At 68.3% G+C, this 14,220-nt stretch carries 17 protein-coding genes and 1 pseudogene; 1 reads left to right on the top strand and 17 read right to left on the bottom strand.

The genetic code is table 11. The annotated features are described in order from the left end of the window. From VEC04_RS12925 to VEC04_RS12850, 16 genes and pseudogenes are all read right to left on the bottom strand, one after another. Window positions 1–235 (bottom strand): annotated as a pseudogene (locus VEC04_RS12925) (response regulator); the annotation flags it as partial. 106 nt (window positions 236–341) lie between these two features. Beyond that, window positions 342–1,637, bottom strand: coding sequence for an adenylosuccinate synthase (locus tag VEC04_RS12920; protein ID WP_324777401.1), 1,296 nt, complete (start codon window positions 1,635–1,637; stop codon window positions 342–344). An 82-nt stretch (window positions 1,638–1,719) separates the two neighbouring features. Beyond that, on the bottom strand, window positions 1,720–2,871 hold the full coding sequence (locus tag VEC04_RS12915; RefSeq protein ID WP_324777400.1) for a phosphoserine transaminase: 1,152 nt from the start codon (window positions 2,869–2,871) through the stop codon (window positions 1,720–1,722). Then, window positions 2,871–3,791 (bottom strand): DnaJ C-terminal domain-containing protein, encoded by a 921-nt coding sequence (locus VEC04_RS12910; protein ID WP_324777399.1) that lies wholly within the window; start codon window positions 3,789–3,791, stop codon window positions 2,871–2,873. Before VEC04_RS12910 ends, VEC04_RS12915 begins: the two co-directional genes overlap by 1 nt. Before the next feature lie 98 nt (window positions 3,792–3,889). Then, window positions 3,890–7,612 (bottom strand): baseplate multidomain protein megatron, encoded by a 3,723-nt coding sequence (locus tag VEC04_RS12905; RefSeq protein ID WP_324777398.1) that lies wholly within the window; start codon window positions 7,610–7,612, stop codon window positions 3,890–3,892. After that, entirely contained in the window at window positions 7,612–8,073 is a 462-nt protein-coding gene (locus VEC04_RS12900) for an NlpC/P60 family protein (RefSeq protein WP_324777397.1), read from the bottom strand. Before VEC04_RS12900 ends, VEC04_RS12905 begins: the two co-directional genes overlap by 1 nt. Continuing rightward, entirely contained in the window at window positions 8,070–8,723 is a 654-nt protein-coding gene (locus VEC04_RS12895) for a baseplate hub protein (RefSeq protein ID WP_324777396.1), read from the bottom strand. The genes VEC04_RS12900 and VEC04_RS12895 overlap by 4 nt, the downstream gene beginning before the upstream one ends. 1 nt (window position 8,724) lies before the next feature. Further along, window positions 8,725–9,354: a DUF2460 domain-containing protein gene (locus VEC04_RS12890; protein WP_324777395.1), complete on the bottom strand. Its 630-nt coding sequence runs from the start codon at window positions 9,352–9,354 to the stop codon at window positions 8,725–8,727. A gap of 59 nt (window positions 9,355–9,413) precedes the next feature. Then, window positions 9,414–9,941, bottom strand: coding sequence for a phage tail tape measure protein (locus VEC04_RS12885; RefSeq protein ID WP_324777394.1), 528 nt, complete (start codon window positions 9,939–9,941; stop codon window positions 9,414–9,416). Continuing rightward, a complete protein-coding gene (locus VEC04_RS12880) occupies window positions 9,931–10,089 on the bottom strand; it encodes a phage tail assembly chaperone (protein WP_324777402.1) in 159 nt (52 codons plus the stop codon). Before VEC04_RS12880 ends, VEC04_RS12885 begins: the two co-directional genes overlap by 11 nt. A gap of 17 nt (window positions 10,090–10,106) precedes the next feature. Further along, window positions 10,107–10,400 carry a GTA-gp10 family protein gene (locus tag VEC04_RS12875; protein WP_324777393.1) on the bottom strand — a complete coding sequence of 98 codons (294 nt, stop codon included), beginning with the start codon at window positions 10,398–10,400 and terminating at the stop codon, window positions 10,107–10,109. After that, entirely contained in the window at window positions 10,400–10,807 is a 408-nt protein-coding gene (locus VEC04_RS12870) for a phage major tail protein, TP901-1 family (protein WP_324777392.1), read from the bottom strand. The genes VEC04_RS12875 and VEC04_RS12870 overlap by 1 nt, the downstream gene beginning before the upstream one ends. Before the next feature lie 2 nt (window positions 10,808–10,809). Then, window positions 10,810–11,214, bottom strand: a complete 405-nt coding sequence (locus tag VEC04_RS12865) for a DUF3168 domain-containing protein (RefSeq protein ID WP_324777391.1) — start codon at window positions 11,212–11,214, stop codon at window positions 10,810–10,812. Then, the gene (locus VEC04_RS12860) at window positions 11,211–11,498 is read right to left on the bottom strand and encodes a head-tail adaptor protein (protein ID WP_324777390.1); all 288 of its coding nucleotides are present in this window, start codon (window positions 11,496–11,498) and stop codon (window positions 11,211–11,213) included. Before VEC04_RS12860 ends, VEC04_RS12865 begins: the two co-directional genes overlap by 4 nt. Before the next feature lie 2 nt (window positions 11,499–11,500). After that, window positions 11,501–11,767, bottom strand: a complete 267-nt coding sequence (locus VEC04_RS12855) for a head-tail connector protein (protein WP_324777389.1) — start codon at window positions 11,765–11,767, stop codon at window positions 11,501–11,503. 99 nt (window positions 11,768–11,866) lie between these two features. After that, window positions 11,867–13,114, bottom strand: coding sequence for a phage major capsid protein (locus VEC04_RS12850; RefSeq protein ID WP_324777388.1), 1,248 nt, complete (start codon window positions 13,112–13,114; stop codon window positions 11,867–11,869). 312 nt (window positions 13,115–13,426) lie between these two features. On the opposite strand from VEC04_RS12850, the gene VEC04_RS12845 reads away from it, so the two are divergent. Continuing rightward, window positions 13,427–13,984 (top strand): hypothetical protein, encoded by a 558-nt coding sequence (locus VEC04_RS12845; protein WP_324777387.1) that lies wholly within the window; start codon window positions 13,427–13,429, stop codon window positions 13,982–13,984. Window positions 13,985–14,018: 34 nt separating this feature from the next. On the opposite strand, the gene VEC04_RS12840 is transcribed toward VEC04_RS12845, so the two are convergent. After that, a partial coding sequence (locus VEC04_RS12840) for a hypothetical protein (RefSeq protein WP_324777386.1) occupies window positions 14,019–14,220 on the bottom strand: 202 nt, incomplete at its 5' end.

The raw sequence follows: 14,220 nt of genomic DNA, 5'->3' as shown, positions 1-14,220 counted from the left end.
AACGCCGCACCGCGCGCGCCAGCGACTCGCCGTCGAGATTGTCGCCGTTCCGCTCGGTGAAAATGATACCGGGCTCGAGGTCCGCCGCCGCTCTCATTGCGCGGGGTTCGCTGGGTTCGACGGCGATTTCGCCGGCGCCCATGCCCTTGATGATCTCGGTCAGAAGACGCGCGGCGTGAGGGTTCGGGTCGACGATCAAAACCCGCCTCAGCACCGGGGCCAGCTTCGCTAGCACACGAGGATCGACAGCAAACAAGGACGCGGCCTCCAGATGAAGCCCTCATCCTTAACCGTGGCCGGTTAAGGTCCGTTGAACGCACGGATTTTCCGTGATCGGCCGACTATCCCTGGAAGGGGTCGTGCATCAAGATGGTGTCGTCCCGCTCCGGACTGGTCGACAGCAGGGCGACCGGCGCGCCGATCAGCTCTTCGATACGGCGAACGTATTTGACGGCGTTGGCGTTCAGGTCGCGGAAGCTACGCGCCGAGGCGGTGCTCTCGCTCCAGCCTTCGAGCTCCTCGAACACCGGTTCCGCCGCAGCCTGGTCCTTCAGGCTAGACGGAAGATAGTCGAGCACCTCGCCGCCGATACGATAGCCGGTGCAGATCTTCAGGGTCTTCAGCCGGTCGAGGACATCCAGCTTGGTCAGGGCGATGCCGTCGATCCCGTTGATGGCCACTGATTGCCGGACCAGCACCGCGTCGAACCAGCCGCAGCGCCGGGCGCGACCGGTGTTGACGCCGACCTCGCGACCGACCGTCGCCAGATGCTCGCCGACCTCGTCGTTCAATTCGCAGGCGAACGGCCCCTCCCCGACCCGGGTGGTGTAGGCCTTCACGATGCCGAGCACATAGCCGACGCCGCGCGGGCCGATGCCGGATCCCGCCGCCGCCTGGCCAGCCACGGTGTTGGAGCTGGTGACATAGGGATAGGTGCCGTGGTCGACATCGAGAAAGGCGCCCTGCGCGCCCTCGAACAGCACGCGCTTGCCGTCACGCCGCGCCCTGTCGAGCACCCGCCAGGCCGGCTGGACATAGGGCAGGATTTTCGGGGCGATCTCCAGCAACTGCTGCAACAGCGCCTCCGGATCGATCGGCTCCAGGCCGAGACCGGCTCGCAGGGGATCGTGGTGCGCGCGCAGCCGTTCGATCTTCACCTTGAGATCCTCGGCGCTGGCGAGGTCGCAGACGCGGATCGACCGGCGCCCGACCTTGTCCTCATAGGCCGGGCCGATGCCCCGACCCGTCGTCCCGATCCGTGCACCCGGCGCGCTTGCCGCCGCCTCGCGAGCGACGTCCAGGGCGGGATGGATAGGGAGGATCAGGCAGGCGTTGTCCGCTACGATCAGCACATCGGGACTGATGGCGATGCCTTGTGCGACGATCTTTTCGATCTCCCCGACGAGGTGCCAGGGATCGACGACCACACCGTTGCCGATGATGGAAGGCTTGCCCTGAACGACGCCGCTGGGCAGCAGGGCCAGCTTGTACACCTTGCCGTCAACGACGAGGGTGTGACCCGCGTTGTGGCCGCCCTGGAAGCGCACGACCACATCGGCGCGGTTCGACAGCCAGTCGACGATCTTCCCCTTGCCCTCGTCGCCCCACTGGGCGCCGACTACCGCGACGTTCGCCAAGACGTTTCTCCGCTACCGGGACTTCGGAATGCGGGCGCAGCCTATAGCGGGGGAATCGGACGATGTCGTCCCGGTGCGGGGATTAATCCGCGATGGCGGTCGCGTAGGCCCAGTCCAGCCACGGCGTCAGGGCTTCGATGTCGGCGGTGTCGACTGTGCAGCCGCACCAGATGCGCAGACCCGCCGGCGCATTGCGGTGGCTCTCGATGTCGAAGGCCGCGGCCTCTTCCTCGAGCAACGCCTTCATCCGCTTCACCAGAGCCTGCCGCCCGGGTTCTTCCATGGCCGTCACTCGCCCGTCGACGAACTTCAGGCAGACGGAGGTCGTCGAGCGCGTCGCCGGGTCGGCGGCGAGATAATCGATCCAGGCCGTACGCCGCACCCAGGCGTCGAGCGCGGCCGCATTCGCTTCGGTGCGGGCGATCAGAGCCGGAAGCCCGCCGATCGACAGACCCCATTCGACACCGTCGATCCAGTCCTCGATCGTCCAGACGGAAAATGTGTTGATCATGGACCCGGAGGCCAGCGTCGGGTCGAAGCCCGCGCCGTTCCTCAACCGAAGAACCTTCGGAATGGGGCGCGGCGGCGCGTATCGATCGAGTCGATCGACCGCTCCCGGCGACAGCGCCGCGACGCCCAGTCCCGCTTCGCCGCCAAGAGCCTTCTGGAAGCTGAAGGTGACGACGTCCAATCGGTCCCACGGTAGCGCCATGGCGAAGGCGGCCGAGGTGGCGTCGCAGATCACCAGACCCTCCCGAGCGGTCGCGATCCAGTCACCGTCCGGCGCTCTAACACCCGAGGTCGTGCCGTTCCACGGGAAGATGAGGTCCTTCGCCGGATCGACCTTCGACACGTCCGGAAACTCACCCCAGGGCGCGGCCAGGATCTGCGGCTCCAGTCTGAGATGATCGCGAAGATCGGCCGCCCAGACCTGTCCGAAATTCTCGAACGCCAACGCTTGGACCGGCCGCTCGCCCAGCATCGACCACAGGGCGGCTTCCATCGCCCCCGTGTCGGACCCCGGCACATAGACCAGCCGCCAATCGGCGGGGACCTGCAGCAGTTCGCGGGTGAGCCGAAGGGCTTCCGCGAACCGTTCGACCACTTCCGGCGCGCGGATGCCGCGTCCCAACAGCTCGTGCGGAATCGCCTGGCTGGACCAGCCCGGCCGCTTGGCGGTCGGGCCAGAGGAGAACCACGGCCGCTCCGGCTTGAGGTTCGGCTTCCCCGACATCAGTCGCGCCACGGGCGATACGCGCCCTTGTCGCGCATTTCCTGGGCCAGCCTTGTCAGTCCTTCGTCCGCGCCGTCCGGCAGCTGGATCATCAGCTTGGCCAGCAGGTCGCCGCGCTTCCCGCCAACGAACGCTCCCCTCCCCTTGAGGCGCAACACCTTGCCGGAGTTCGAGCCGGGCGGAATGGTCATGCTGACCGTGCCCTCGGGCGTCCGTACCGGAACCTTCCCCCCCAGAACGGCATCGGGCAGCGGGACCGGCAGATCCATGGTCAGATCCGCGCCGTCGCGCTGAAATACCGGGTGCGCCGCGACCTTCAACGTAATGAGCGCATCGCCGGCCTCGCTTCGTCCCGACGCGCCGGGCGCTCCCTGGCCGCGAAGGCGGATGACCTGGCCATCGGCCGCGCCCTTCGGAATGGTCACGTCGAGGGTACGGCCATCCGAAAACTGTATCCGCCGGGTCGCGCCCGAGATCGAGTCCTCAAGGCTGATCTCCAGCGTCGCCTTGACGTCAGCTCCGCGCGCCGAGAACCCGCCCCGCGGAGCTCCAGCCCGGCCCCCGCCGCCGAACATGCCACCGAACAGCTCGTCCAGATCGATGTTCTCGAAGCCCCCCCGCTGCGCCCCGGCCTGGCCGAACGGGTTTGCGCCCGGTCCGCCTCTCGAGCCGCCGCCGAACCCGCGGAATTGCTCGCGCCCGTCAGCGTCGATCTCCCCGCGGTCGAACTTCGCCCTCTTTTCCGCGTCGCCGAGCAGGTCGAAGGCCGCCGTCACCCGCTTGAAGCGTTCGTCAGCCTCACGGTTGCCCGGATTCTTGTCGGGATGCAGTTCCTTGGCGAGCTTGCGGAACGCCTTTTTGATCTCGTCCGCGCTCGCGCCCCTCGAAACGCCCAGTTCCTTGTAGGGATCGCCCGCCACGCTCGAGTCCGCTCCTGCCGCATCAAGTAGACACGTCAGTTAGGGCATTCGCACCACAGCGCAAAGGCGGGACGTCGAATCTCCTCCGCCTTGAGCCATCAGACAAGCTGCGCGCGGGATTCGAAGCCCCAACCATAGCTATCGCCCCACTGTGCGACTGCGGCTTCTGCCTGTCCGAAGCCTTCAGGAAAATCGACGGCGACATCGGATGCGGCGTAGGTCGCCGTCTCGGCCCCCACCTCCCATGTCCGGATCACGACCCCGGCGTTGAGAATGCTCACCCGATATCTGGGCGCGTCGGCAGGGCGGACCTCTCCGTCCCATCGATCGCCATCGAGGCGCGACCGGGACAGCCACCCCAGATCGAAGCCGCCGTCGATCCGTGCGGTGCGGCTCAGGTGGGCCGGGCTCCACGGGCGCTCGTGCAGCCCGCTTGGGGTGAAGAGCACCTCGCTGACGCCGGCGCCGCCGGGCGGCGTCCCAAGCGGAGCCACTCGCCAGAGCAGCGGCAATCCGCGTTCAGCCGGCGGCGAGGCCGCCCGCTCAAGTTCGGAACCCAGGAAGACGACGATGGCGCCGCTTGCGGCTCCGGTCATCATGGCCTCCTCGGTGCCTTGTTGACCACGCAACAGGCCGCTCAACTTCCAGACCTCGCTTGCGACCAATTCGGCTGTCCGGAACTGAATGATCTCCCAGCCCGCCGCAGTTTCCACCGCCACGGCGTTGCCGCCCGCGAGGACGGCGGATGTCGACAGGCTCTGGGGCGGCCGTCCCTCGATCCGGATTTCGAGGGTGTTGACCTGGTCCCAGCGATGCCGGACGCCGGCGGCGAGTTCGCCGACCAACTGTCCGACGGTGGCCGGCTCCGCGATATCGCAGCGTTCCGTCAGGCTTGCCGCATCGGCGCCGGCGAAAACCCGCATCGGCCGCCAGGGCTCAGCCGCGACGACCACCACCGGTCGCGCATCGCCACCGCCATCCAGCAAGGGCGGCAAGTCGATCATGCGGAAGAACGGCGCGCCCGTGGCGATCACGCCATCTCTGGCCGACGGAATCCCCTCATCCTCTGCCATGCGGACCGTCGAAACGGGCCTCAGCACTGCGGAGGGGGCCTTGTCCAGGTCAATCCGGATGGTGCGCCAGCCTCGATCGTCTCCGGAAACGGACACTGTGTCTCCGGGTTCGAGCTGAAGCACTTGGAGCGGGCCGGGCGAAACCGTCAGCTCGTCTTCCCGGCCGACTTCCAGGACTCGCGCCGCGGCAGCTTCCGCCAGGTATCGCGAGCACACTGCAGGCAGGTCCATGCAGAGCCCGCCGCCTTCACCCGCTGTCCGGAGCACCGCGGAGCCGGTCTGATAGTCAGAGTCGCCGTCGATGAACCTCACGCGGGCGGCTCCGGGCCTGGCCTCCAGCGCCCGGTCCCACCGCACCGCGTTTCCCTCTGAAGGCAGGGCGAGCTCTTCCGACGCCAAGACCAGAGCGACGGGTTCATGCCCAAGCACTGCGACGCTCCCCCCGCGCTCCACCGCCACCATTCCGAGCGCGTCCAGAAGAGGCTCCAACGCATCGCGAATGCGCATGGGTCGGTCGATCACATAGCCCTGCACTTCGCCCTCGGGCGTGCCGATCTCGAATTCGCCGTCCTCTAGACTGGCCCGCTTCAGGACTTCCGCGAGCAGGTCGCGCGTTCCGCCGCCCAGCCGTCCGTTCAGCCAATGCCCTGTTCGCCACGCCCCCGCGTCGGTCCAGACGTCCCGACGCCCCGGGAAGGCAGGCCATGGACGGGCGTCCCAGCACCAGGCATCGGCCGCCGCCAGCATCGGTTCGCCGTAGACCGCCGAGACCGGATTGTTCGCCGGTTCTGCGAAATGGCCCAGCACGGTCTCCAGCGCCCGCCGTTGCATTCGGTCGTCGCGGGCTCCGGTGGAGAACGGGGGCAGACTTCCTTCGGAACTCCTGGCGTCCTGGAACAGGTTCGGCGCGTTGCCGCCGCGGTCGATGGCCGGGCAGCCGAACTCAGTGAGCCGGATCGGCTTCATGCCCGGAATCCATGACGTAGAGAGGGCGTCCCGGACGCCAGCCGGTCGATCGTGGTGCGAGTGCGACCACCAGCCCTTCAGGTCCTTGGACCGGAACACCCAGTCCTCCTCATGCGCCATGTCGACGATCGGCGTGCGGACCTGTGCGGCGCGATCCTCCGGCGACGCGTAGAACCAGTCGAATCCTTCGCCGCCCGCGACCTGCGCGGCCAGGCTCCCAATGTCGTCGGGGCCGCTGAACAGAACTCCGTCCAGCCCTCCGCCGCCATCCCGCCAGTCCGCAAGCGGCGGATACCAGTCGATCCCGACGTAATCGATCTTCGGATCGGCCCAGAGCGGATCGAGGTGGAAGGCCACGTCGGCGCCGTCTCGCCAGCCGGAATATTCTGACCAGTCAGCAGCGTAGGACAGTTTGACACCAACTCCGACGATGGTCCTGCACTCGGCCGCCAGCGCGCGGAACGCGGCGACCGCCGGGAACTCCCCGAGAGCGTCGCGCGTCAAGGTCAGCCCGCGCATCTCTGATCCGATCAGGAGCCCGTGAGCGCCGCATTCCGCCGCCAGAGCAGCATAGTGCAGGGCCAGCCGCCGGAGGCCCCATCCATCCGCCTCACCAAAGGCGGCGGCGATGTCTGCGTTCGCCGCCGGTCCGTTGAGACCCTTCAGGCGGCCCCGCCACGGATAGGCCGGCTGTCCGACCTCGCCATCTGGACCGGGCAGTCCGTTGCCGGCAGGCACATCCATGAACACGAAGGGATAGAGGGTCACTTCCAGATCCCGCGCCTTCAGTTCGGCGATGGCCTGGCGCACGCTCTCATCCGACGGCGTGCCGCCGTAGGCTGGCCCCCCATCGCTCTGTGATATCAGGTGCGCCTCGTCGCGCGAGAGGCCCGCGACCGCCCAGTTCGATGGCTCCGTCGGCTTGTCCCGGCGCTCGACGCCCGGCCGGATCGTGCAATGTCCGGCCCGCAGGTCATCACCGAACCAGCCCACCACCAGACTGACGCGCTTCAGGTTGGGAACCTGCGTTTGCAGCTGATCCAGCGACAGAGCGAGATCCGTTCGTCCACCCCCGCCGTGCATGTTTTCGGGCGTGGTCCGCGTCAGCCCCTCGCGACGCATGACGGCTTCGGTCGCCAGCACGAACTCTCCCGCGCCGGGGATCAGGCACACGCCTTCCAGCCTGTCTTCGAGCCGGAGCTCCGGACCGAGCGGCCGCCGGAAGACTTCGAAGGCCAGCTGTGGCGGCCGATTGCCGTACGGCCCGAGAGGCAGATCCTCGAAGACCACATAGGCCGTTCCGCGGTACGCTGGCGCTTCTCCCTCGACGGCCTCGATCAATGGATCAGAAGTCTGCGCGACCCCGCCGCGGTGCAACCGCATCGTGACTCCGCTCAGGTCCATCGGCTGTCCGTCGGCCCAGATCCTCCCTACTCCGTCTATGGGGCCCTCGCAGAGCGCCACGGCGAAACTCAGGGAGTAGTCATATTCGACCGTGCGCGGCCCGCCCTTGCCCGCCGAAGAGGTCTGCCTGCCTTCCAGGAACCGCGCCGCCCAGATCACTTGTCCGGTGACACGGGCGCGCCCGAAGACGCAGGCCATCGGCGATCCTTCGGCCGAGCCCTGCAGAGCCAGTACGTTGAGCCGGGGTCCCTTCTGGCGCGGCGTTTCGAGACCGCCCACGAGGCTCCGGTCCAGCATTCCACCCAGTGTGGCGCCGATGATGCGGCCGAGGCCGCCGCCGCCTGCTCCGCCAATGCCGCCCAGCACCACCTGCGCCATCAGCCGATCTCCGGGTCAATTTCCGCCGGCCAGGCGAACGCCGCCACCAGCCGTCGCCGCCACCAGGCGCCCATCCAGCTCTCGACGACCGATCGCCCCCAGTAGGCGTGGATCATGCGCGGCTCTTCGCTGTCCCCCAAAGACCCCGCGCTGAGGATGGCGCAGTGTTTCGCCGGACAGCCAGGAGCCATCCGGAACAACAGCACGTCGCCAGCACGTGCGGCGTCGACGGGGATTTCGCTCAGCCAGCGGCGGGCCGCCTGTAACAGGGTTTCCTCGCCGCCGATCTCGGCCCAGTCCGGACGATAGGGCAGGATCGGCTCCGGCTCCGCCCCGAACAACTCCCGCCAGACGCCGCGCAGCAGCCCGAGGCAATCCGCGCCCTCTCCGCGAAGGCTCGCCTGGTGCCGGTATGGCGTGCCGAGCCATGAGCGGGCGATGGCCACGACCCGGCCCTTCATCGCCGGCTCCCGCCGTCGTTCCGTCCACCCGGCGCCGGCACGGCAGTCAGGAAATCGTCTCCCGGACTGTCCGGAAAGCCTTGAAAATTCACGCCATTGCCGAACACGGAGCGACAGGTCGCCCACCGTTTGTCGCAGAGCGCGCCCGGGAAGCTGCCCAGATCGACCGTGCACCGGGCGTCGCCCAGCTGCGCATCGCAGTCCCGGCCGTAGGTGCGCCCCACGACCCGGTCAAGTGCAGCCAACGGACCTTCGAGGTCCGCGATGAAGCCGTCGCCGTCGCGCCGCACCCGGGCCAGCCTGGCCACCCACAACCGGACCTTCAGGTCGGGGCGACGCCAGTCCACCCGCCACAGGGCGATCTCCGCCCGATCGAGCAGGCCCTGCGCGATATCGGCTTCCGTGATGCCATCATCGTCGAGAACGCCCGCGACGACCGCCGCGCCTGCCGTTAGTCCCACGCCGCTGTCCGCCGCGCCGCCGGTCCACCCGCTCGAGGCCCGGCACTCGACGCCGTCGACCAGCAGGGGGCGGTCGTGATCGGTGAAGCCCGCCAAGAGGCCGTCGCCCCGCTTCAACAACCAGGCGTGACACAGGGTGGCCGCGCCGCTCTCGACTCGTGCCGCCAGTTCTTCGGACACCTGGCGCATCTCAGATCCTCACTTCGATCAGCGGGACTGCGGCCATCCGCCCGGCGGCGAAGCTCTCCAGCGTGACGTCGATCCGATCGGCGTCGAACCGGACCGGAACGTCGAACTCGAACCCGGCCGTGACGACCGCGCCCGCTGGCGGCGGCGTCTGAAGCGTGACCGTCCCGGTCGTCAGGTCGGTTTCAAAGACTGCGGAAGTCAGTTCGGAGCCGTCGAGGCTGACCCGGACGCTTCCCTCGACAGGCTTGGAAACCCGGCGGTCCGCAGGGTGTCCGCCTTCACCGTACCGCTTGCGCAGATCGAAGCTCGTCCGCACGCCGTCGCCGATGCCCAGGCTCTCGTCGTCGGGCGTGATCGCGGCGCTCGGTGCGCAAGATTTGAAGTCGGCGAAATCCTTGAACCGGAAGGCGTACAGGCGCCCGCGCCGCGCTTCAAAGAAGGCGGTCAAGGCCGCCATGTCGTCCAGCGACCGCAGGTTCGCGCCGACCAGATAGCGCCTGCGACCTTGCGCCCAAGGCGTTGACCGCCGCTCGAAGCCCGAAGCGAGCGTCACGATCTCGGTCCGCCGCTCGACGCCGCCTGTCGACCCGAACGCCAGACGCGCCGGCAGCCTCACTTCGTGAAAGGCCATGAGTGATCTCCGAAGTATTGGGGTGTGTGGCGGCATCCGCCTCTTGCCGCGCGACCCCGCTAGAGCCGGCGTGCGCCGAGCGAAACGGCGCGGGCCAGCGCTTGGGCGATCTGCGCTTCAGACCTCAGCAAGGCCTCAGCCCCGCCGTCGACGCGCACATTGACCGTCACGCCGTGCGCGGCCGCCGGTTCGACCATCCCGGAACCAGTCGGCCGGAAGAGTTCCGGTCCCCGTTCTCCGACCAGGTAGGCGCCGCCGGCGTTCACCGGCCCGCCGTCGGCCCGGGCGCCGGAGAACACCGATCCCACCGCCTGTGCAATGGCTCCGGACAAACCGCCTGCGTTCCCGCCAGCGGCGGCATTGATCGCCGCGAGCACCGCTCTCGCCAGCTCGGCCAAGGAGATTTCGCCGTCCACGGCCGCCCGTGAGAGCGATCGGGCCAGACCCGTTCCCGCCCGATCGAACGCGGCTTCGATCGAAGCGGCGGCGTGCTCCGCCGGCCCCTTCAATCCGTCCAGCGCCGCCGCCGCTTCGGCCACACGGCGCGGCACGGCATCAAGGCCGTTCGCCTCAAGCTCATCCGTCATCGGGCCATGCCTCCGCCATTCGTTCGAATTCACTCCGCGCCGGGGGCAGGCCGCTGGCTGGCGCCTCGGTTAACAGTCGCCATTCCCTCAGGGACAGGCGCCAGAAGTCCGCAGGTGCGACACCGGCCCGGGCGGCGGCGCGCAACATCACGGCCCAGGGCGTCTTCAAGTCGCGGCCGCGAAGGCCTTCGCCACCGCCTCCGCCGCCTCGCGAGGGTCGACCGCGGCAGTCGCCAATGCATTGGCCAGCGTCTGCTCGCCTGCGCCCCGTAGCAAGGCCGCGAGAACGGTTATCAGATCCCGCGCCGACAGGGCCCGCATCCGGTCTGCCAAGCCCGCCAGACCGTCGCATTCCAGCGCGGTCTCTATCTCGGCAAGCGCGCCCAGCGTCAGGCATAGACGCCGCTCCGCACCGGCCAGCACGGTGACCACTTCGCCCCTTGCTCCGTTGACTTCCATCAGGCCGCGCCGAACGTCACTTCGCCGGCGCTGGCGAGACTGATCGCGAAGGTCGCCTCGCCCTCGTGCTCGCCGGCGTACTCCAGCGCGGCCACCAGGAACGGCCCCTCGAGCGTACCGAAATCCGGCACGATCAGCCGCCAGATCCGCGTCGCCTGATCGAAGAATGCCTCGCGGATCAAAGCGTCCGAGGCCGCGTCGCGGAAAATGCCCTGGCCGGCGACAGCCGCTGACTTCACTCCCCCGCCCAGCAGCTCTCGCCAGCGCCCGACGCTGTCGCCATCAGTCGCATCCACAGTGCGGGCGTTGAGCGAGATTGTCCGGGCTCTCAGGCCCGCGACGGTCGCGAACACGCCGGGCGTGCTCTCCAATTTCAGCAGGATGTCCTTGCCACGTTGCGCCGCCATCTTCAGGTCTCCTCCGTCACGGCGCGCACACGCAGCACCGCGAATGTTCTCAGCCCGTCCGGGGCCGGATAAACGTCTGCGAACGTCAGCCGAAGGCTGACCGTCCGCACTCCATCGGCGACGAGAGCCGCGTCGGCGAGGCTCAGCCGCAGCGCGGCCAGAACGGCCTTGGCCTCTTCGGTCCCCCGAAACTGCGACACCACGGTCAACGTCAGGGCGTGCTCGACGCCGCCTCCATCGGCCGCCACGGGACGGCTCTCCGAGCGTCCGATCAGCAGATACGGCAGGATCGGCTTGTGCGGCGGCGCGTCCCAGATTCTCGGAGGCTCTCCGAGCAAGGCTCCTACGCCCGGGTCGGCGGCCATATGAGCGACCAGCGCCTTCTGCAGGGCCAGTTCATGGCTCATGAGCCCCGCTCCAGGTTCAGGATGGCCTGTCCGCCAACAGTCTCGACCGAGCGGATGCGCCAGTCGGCCCCGCCGAACCTCAGCACCCGCCCTGTCGTCAGCCGTACATCGGCCCGCGCCTCGGCCATCATGATCTCGGTGTTCCGGACCCCGCCCGGCTCGTTCCTCTCGCGCAGCCGCCGTGGCCCAGCCTTGAGCCAGGCCGAACCCACCGGTTCCCAGCTCACCGCCCGGCCGCCATAGGGCGTCTGACTCTCGACACCTTCAAAAAGGCTGGCCAGCACTCTCACAGCCGCACCGCGCGGTAAGGCGCGATCCACGCCTCGACCGGCTGGACCGGCATGTCATCTTCGCCCCGCTCATAGGCGCGCAGGACCAGCATCAGCACGGCCAGCCGCAGTGGCGCCGGCGAAGCGGCGTCCAGGCTCAGCCCGGTATCGCCCTCTATCCTTGTCCGGGCGGCGTCGATCAGGGTCTGGATCAGCCCTTCCTCGGCGTCGTGCTCGACGCGGAGGAACAGCTTCGCTTCCGCCAGCGAGACGGGTGCGGTCATAATTTGCCTCGATTGTCTTGGGAAAACGGGGCGAGTGATCGGAACGGTGTCGGGCGGCTCGCCCCTCCGGTGTCGATCACTCGCAGGTAGTCGCCCTGGTCAGGTCGCCGCGAACTTCATCACCTTGATGGCGTCGAAATTCTGCACGCCGCCGCCGACTCTCTTCGTGGTGTAGAACAGCACATAGGGCTTGGCGGAATACGGGTCCCTCAGTACGCGCACTCCCGCCCGGTCGACGATCAGATAGCCGCGCTGGAAGTCGCCGAAGGCGATCGCCGCCGCGTTGGCGGCCACGTCCGGCATGGTCTCGATCTCGGTGACCGCATAGCCGAGCAGGCTGGCGGTTTCCCCGGGCCGCTGCGCCGGCTGCCAGATGTAGGCGCCGTCGCTGTCCTTGAACTTGCGCACCGCCGACACCGTCTTGCGATTCATCACAAAGCGGCCGTTCGGCCGGTATCGGGCCTTGGGCGCATAGACCAGGTCGATCAGACGGTCGGTCGGGCTGGAGGACGCGAACGTGCTCGCCGCGCCCGAGGCGACATAGCCGATCTTGCCCCACTCATGCTCCGCCTCGGCCACGATATCGTAGCTCAGGAAGCCCTTGGGCTTGTTGACCCCATCCCCGCCGACGAAGGCGGTCGTCTCCTGCGCGGCGAACGCGTCCTCGACCTCGGAGGCCAGCCACTCGTCCAGATCGATCAGCGCGTCGTCCAGCAGACTCTGGGTGGCGGCCGGGCTGGCGTACAGGTCAGCAGACGGGAACTCCAGCAGGGCCAGCGTGGCCGGATCGGTTTCAGGCCGCGCCGCCGTCTCGGCGACCCAGCCCGCAGCGAGGCCGGCCGTAGATACCGGCTTGCGGAAAACACCGGCGCCGACTGTGCGCACGCTGGCGATCTCCCGCATCGGCGAGCCGGCCATCAGTCGCCGCTCGATAGCCCGCTCGGTCTGTTCCGGCACCACATAGCCGGCCGAGTTCGAGGCCGTTGACAGCCCCGCCTTCAGTTCCAGACCAAACGATGCGCCCGTCTTCAGATAGCCGTCGAACGCGGCCTTCGTCTCCTCCCCTTGAGATTGGGAGCAGGACCGCGAAACGGTGGAGGGGTTGGCGGCTCCCAGCTCCGGCCGGCGGCCTTCGCTCACGACCCGGTCGAGCCGCGCCTGCGCGCTGCTCACCGCCTGGTCGATCCGCGCCACCTTCTCCTCCAGCAGCGTATCGGCGGACGCCTTGCGCTCGATCTCGTCCAGCCGGGCGTCGTTGGCCCCTTTGAACGCCTCGAACGCCGCCATCATCTCGTGCATGGCGGCGCGCGCCTCGGGGGTGCCCGAGGCCGTCTTGGTCTCTTTCATGATGTCTCCGGTTTTCATGAACCGCTGGTTGCGGTTAGGGTCGGGGCGTGAGTGGCCCCATCGAAATGATGTCTTCGTCCCTTGGCGATGCTGGATGAGCTCCCGCTTCACCAGGCTGGAGCGCGAGGTCATGGCCGCCCTGGTTCACGAACTGCGCCACGTCGCGCCGGACCTCGCCGGTCAATTCGAGGAGAGCCTGCCCGGAACCCGCCGAAACACCGGCTCCGGTCTGTTCAGCGAGGTCATCGCAGCTCCCGCCGCCCTCTCTCGACCGAGCGCGAAACCGGCCGCTTCGGCACGGTCCACGCTATGGTGGGCGACCTGCCGGACCCGATCGCCTTCCAGGTCGAGCTTCGCGAAGGGCGGCTGCTGGCCCTCCACGGCGACGCCTATGGTCAGGACACCCGGGCCATCGACTTTTCCCACGTGCCGTTCGATCAGATCTTCATGCTCAACGATCAGGGCGAGTCGATCGCCTTCGATCGCGCGGCCCTGATGCGGCCCAGCCCCCTGCTCGCCCTGCATCAGCACGATGACCACGACCCGCCCCATCCCGGACAGTTGCATCCGCCCCTGGTCAATCGCGGACCGCTGGAACGCCTGCAGGATGACCGGCCTCCGGCGCTCCTGCGGGCAGAGCCGTTGTCCGAGGAGGATCGGGAGGCGACCAGGTCCCTGCTCATCGGCATCTGGGTGGTCGCGGCCGTCATCGCGCTTCTGGCTGTGGTATTCTCCCGCGCCTCCCTGTTCCTGGTGCTGGTTGGCGGCTTCTGGCTGGCCGCCCTGCTCAGAAAGCCTGCGGTCAAGGCCGCTCTCGCTCGCGGAGCCAGGGCCTTGGGTCGTTTCGAGGTGCGACCATCCGGTTCCTGATCCTGCAGCGGCGGCCGGCCGGCGTGCTTGACGCTCAATATCGCCCGTGTGACCGTCGATCTCGGGAGCCTTGGCTGAGGAATGCGACCATGCGCTTGGTTGGACCGCTCGCGACCCTGTTAGTCATCACCGGATGCGCGCCCATGGATGGGGGCGCGCCCTCAAGCGCCGCCGCTTCGGCGCGCCGCTGCTTCTCGCCATCGGAAATCCGCCTGATCAAGTTCGAACCGGACGAC

The sequence above is a fragment of the Brevundimonas sp. genome (assembly GCF_035626535.1).
GTDB lineage: Bacteria > Pseudomonadota > Alphaproteobacteria > Caulobacterales > Caulobacteraceae > Brevundimonas.
Note: the sequence above shows the minus strand (reverse complement) of the source record. Positions and strands in the feature narration are given on the sequence as shown.

What these genes read in the sequence shown, in the direction of transcription:
- VEC04_RS12915 (WP_324777400.1), bottom strand. Translation starts at nt 2,871, where the DNA reads ATGTCGGGGAAGCCGAACCTCAAGCCGGAGCGGCCGTGGTTCTCCTCT.
- VEC04_RS12905 (WP_324777398.1), bottom strand. Translation starts at nt 7,612, where the DNA reads ATGGCGCAGGTGGTGCTGGGCGGCATTGGCGGAGCAGGCGGCGGCGGC.
- VEC04_RS12900 (WP_324777397.1), bottom strand. Translation starts at nt 8,073, where the DNA reads ATGAAGGGCCGGGTCGTGGCCATCGCCCGCTCATGGCTCGGCACGCCA.
- VEC04_RS12895 (WP_324777396.1), bottom strand. Translation starts at nt 8,723, where the DNA reads ATGCGCCAGGTGTCCGAAGAACTGGCGGCACGAGTCGAGAGCGGCGCG.
- VEC04_RS12890 (WP_324777395.1), bottom strand. Translation starts at nt 9,354, where the DNA reads ATGGCCTTTCACGAAGTGAGGCTGCCGGCGCGTCTGGCGTTCGGGTCG.
- VEC04_RS12885 (WP_324777394.1), bottom strand. Translation starts at nt 9,941, where the DNA reads ATGACGGATGAGCTTGAGGCGAACGGCCTTGATGCCGTGCCGCGCCGT.
- VEC04_RS12880 (WP_324777402.1), bottom strand. Translation starts at nt 10,089, where the DNA reads ATGTTGCGCGCCGCCGCCCGGGCCGGTGTCGCACCTGCGGACTTCTGG.
- VEC04_RS12875 (WP_324777393.1), bottom strand. Translation starts at nt 10,400, where the DNA reads ATGGAAGTCAACGGAGCAAGGGGCGAAGTGGTCACCGTGCTGGCCGGT.
- VEC04_RS12870 (WP_324777392.1), bottom strand. Translation starts at nt 10,807, where the DNA reads ATGGCGGCGCAACGTGGCAAGGACATCCTGCTGAAATTGGAGAGCACG.
- VEC04_RS12865 (WP_324777391.1), bottom strand. Translation starts at nt 11,214, where the DNA reads ATGAGCCATGAACTGGCCCTGCAGAAGGCGCTGGTCGCTCATATGGCC.
- VEC04_RS12855 (WP_324777389.1), bottom strand. Translation starts at nt 11,767, where the DNA reads ATGACCGCACCCGTCTCGCTGGCGGAAGCGAAGCTGTTCCTCCGCGTC.
- VEC04_RS12850 (WP_324777388.1), bottom strand. Translation starts at nt 13,114, where the DNA reads ATGAAAGAGACCAAGACGGCCTCGGGCACCCCCGAGGCGCGCGCCGCC.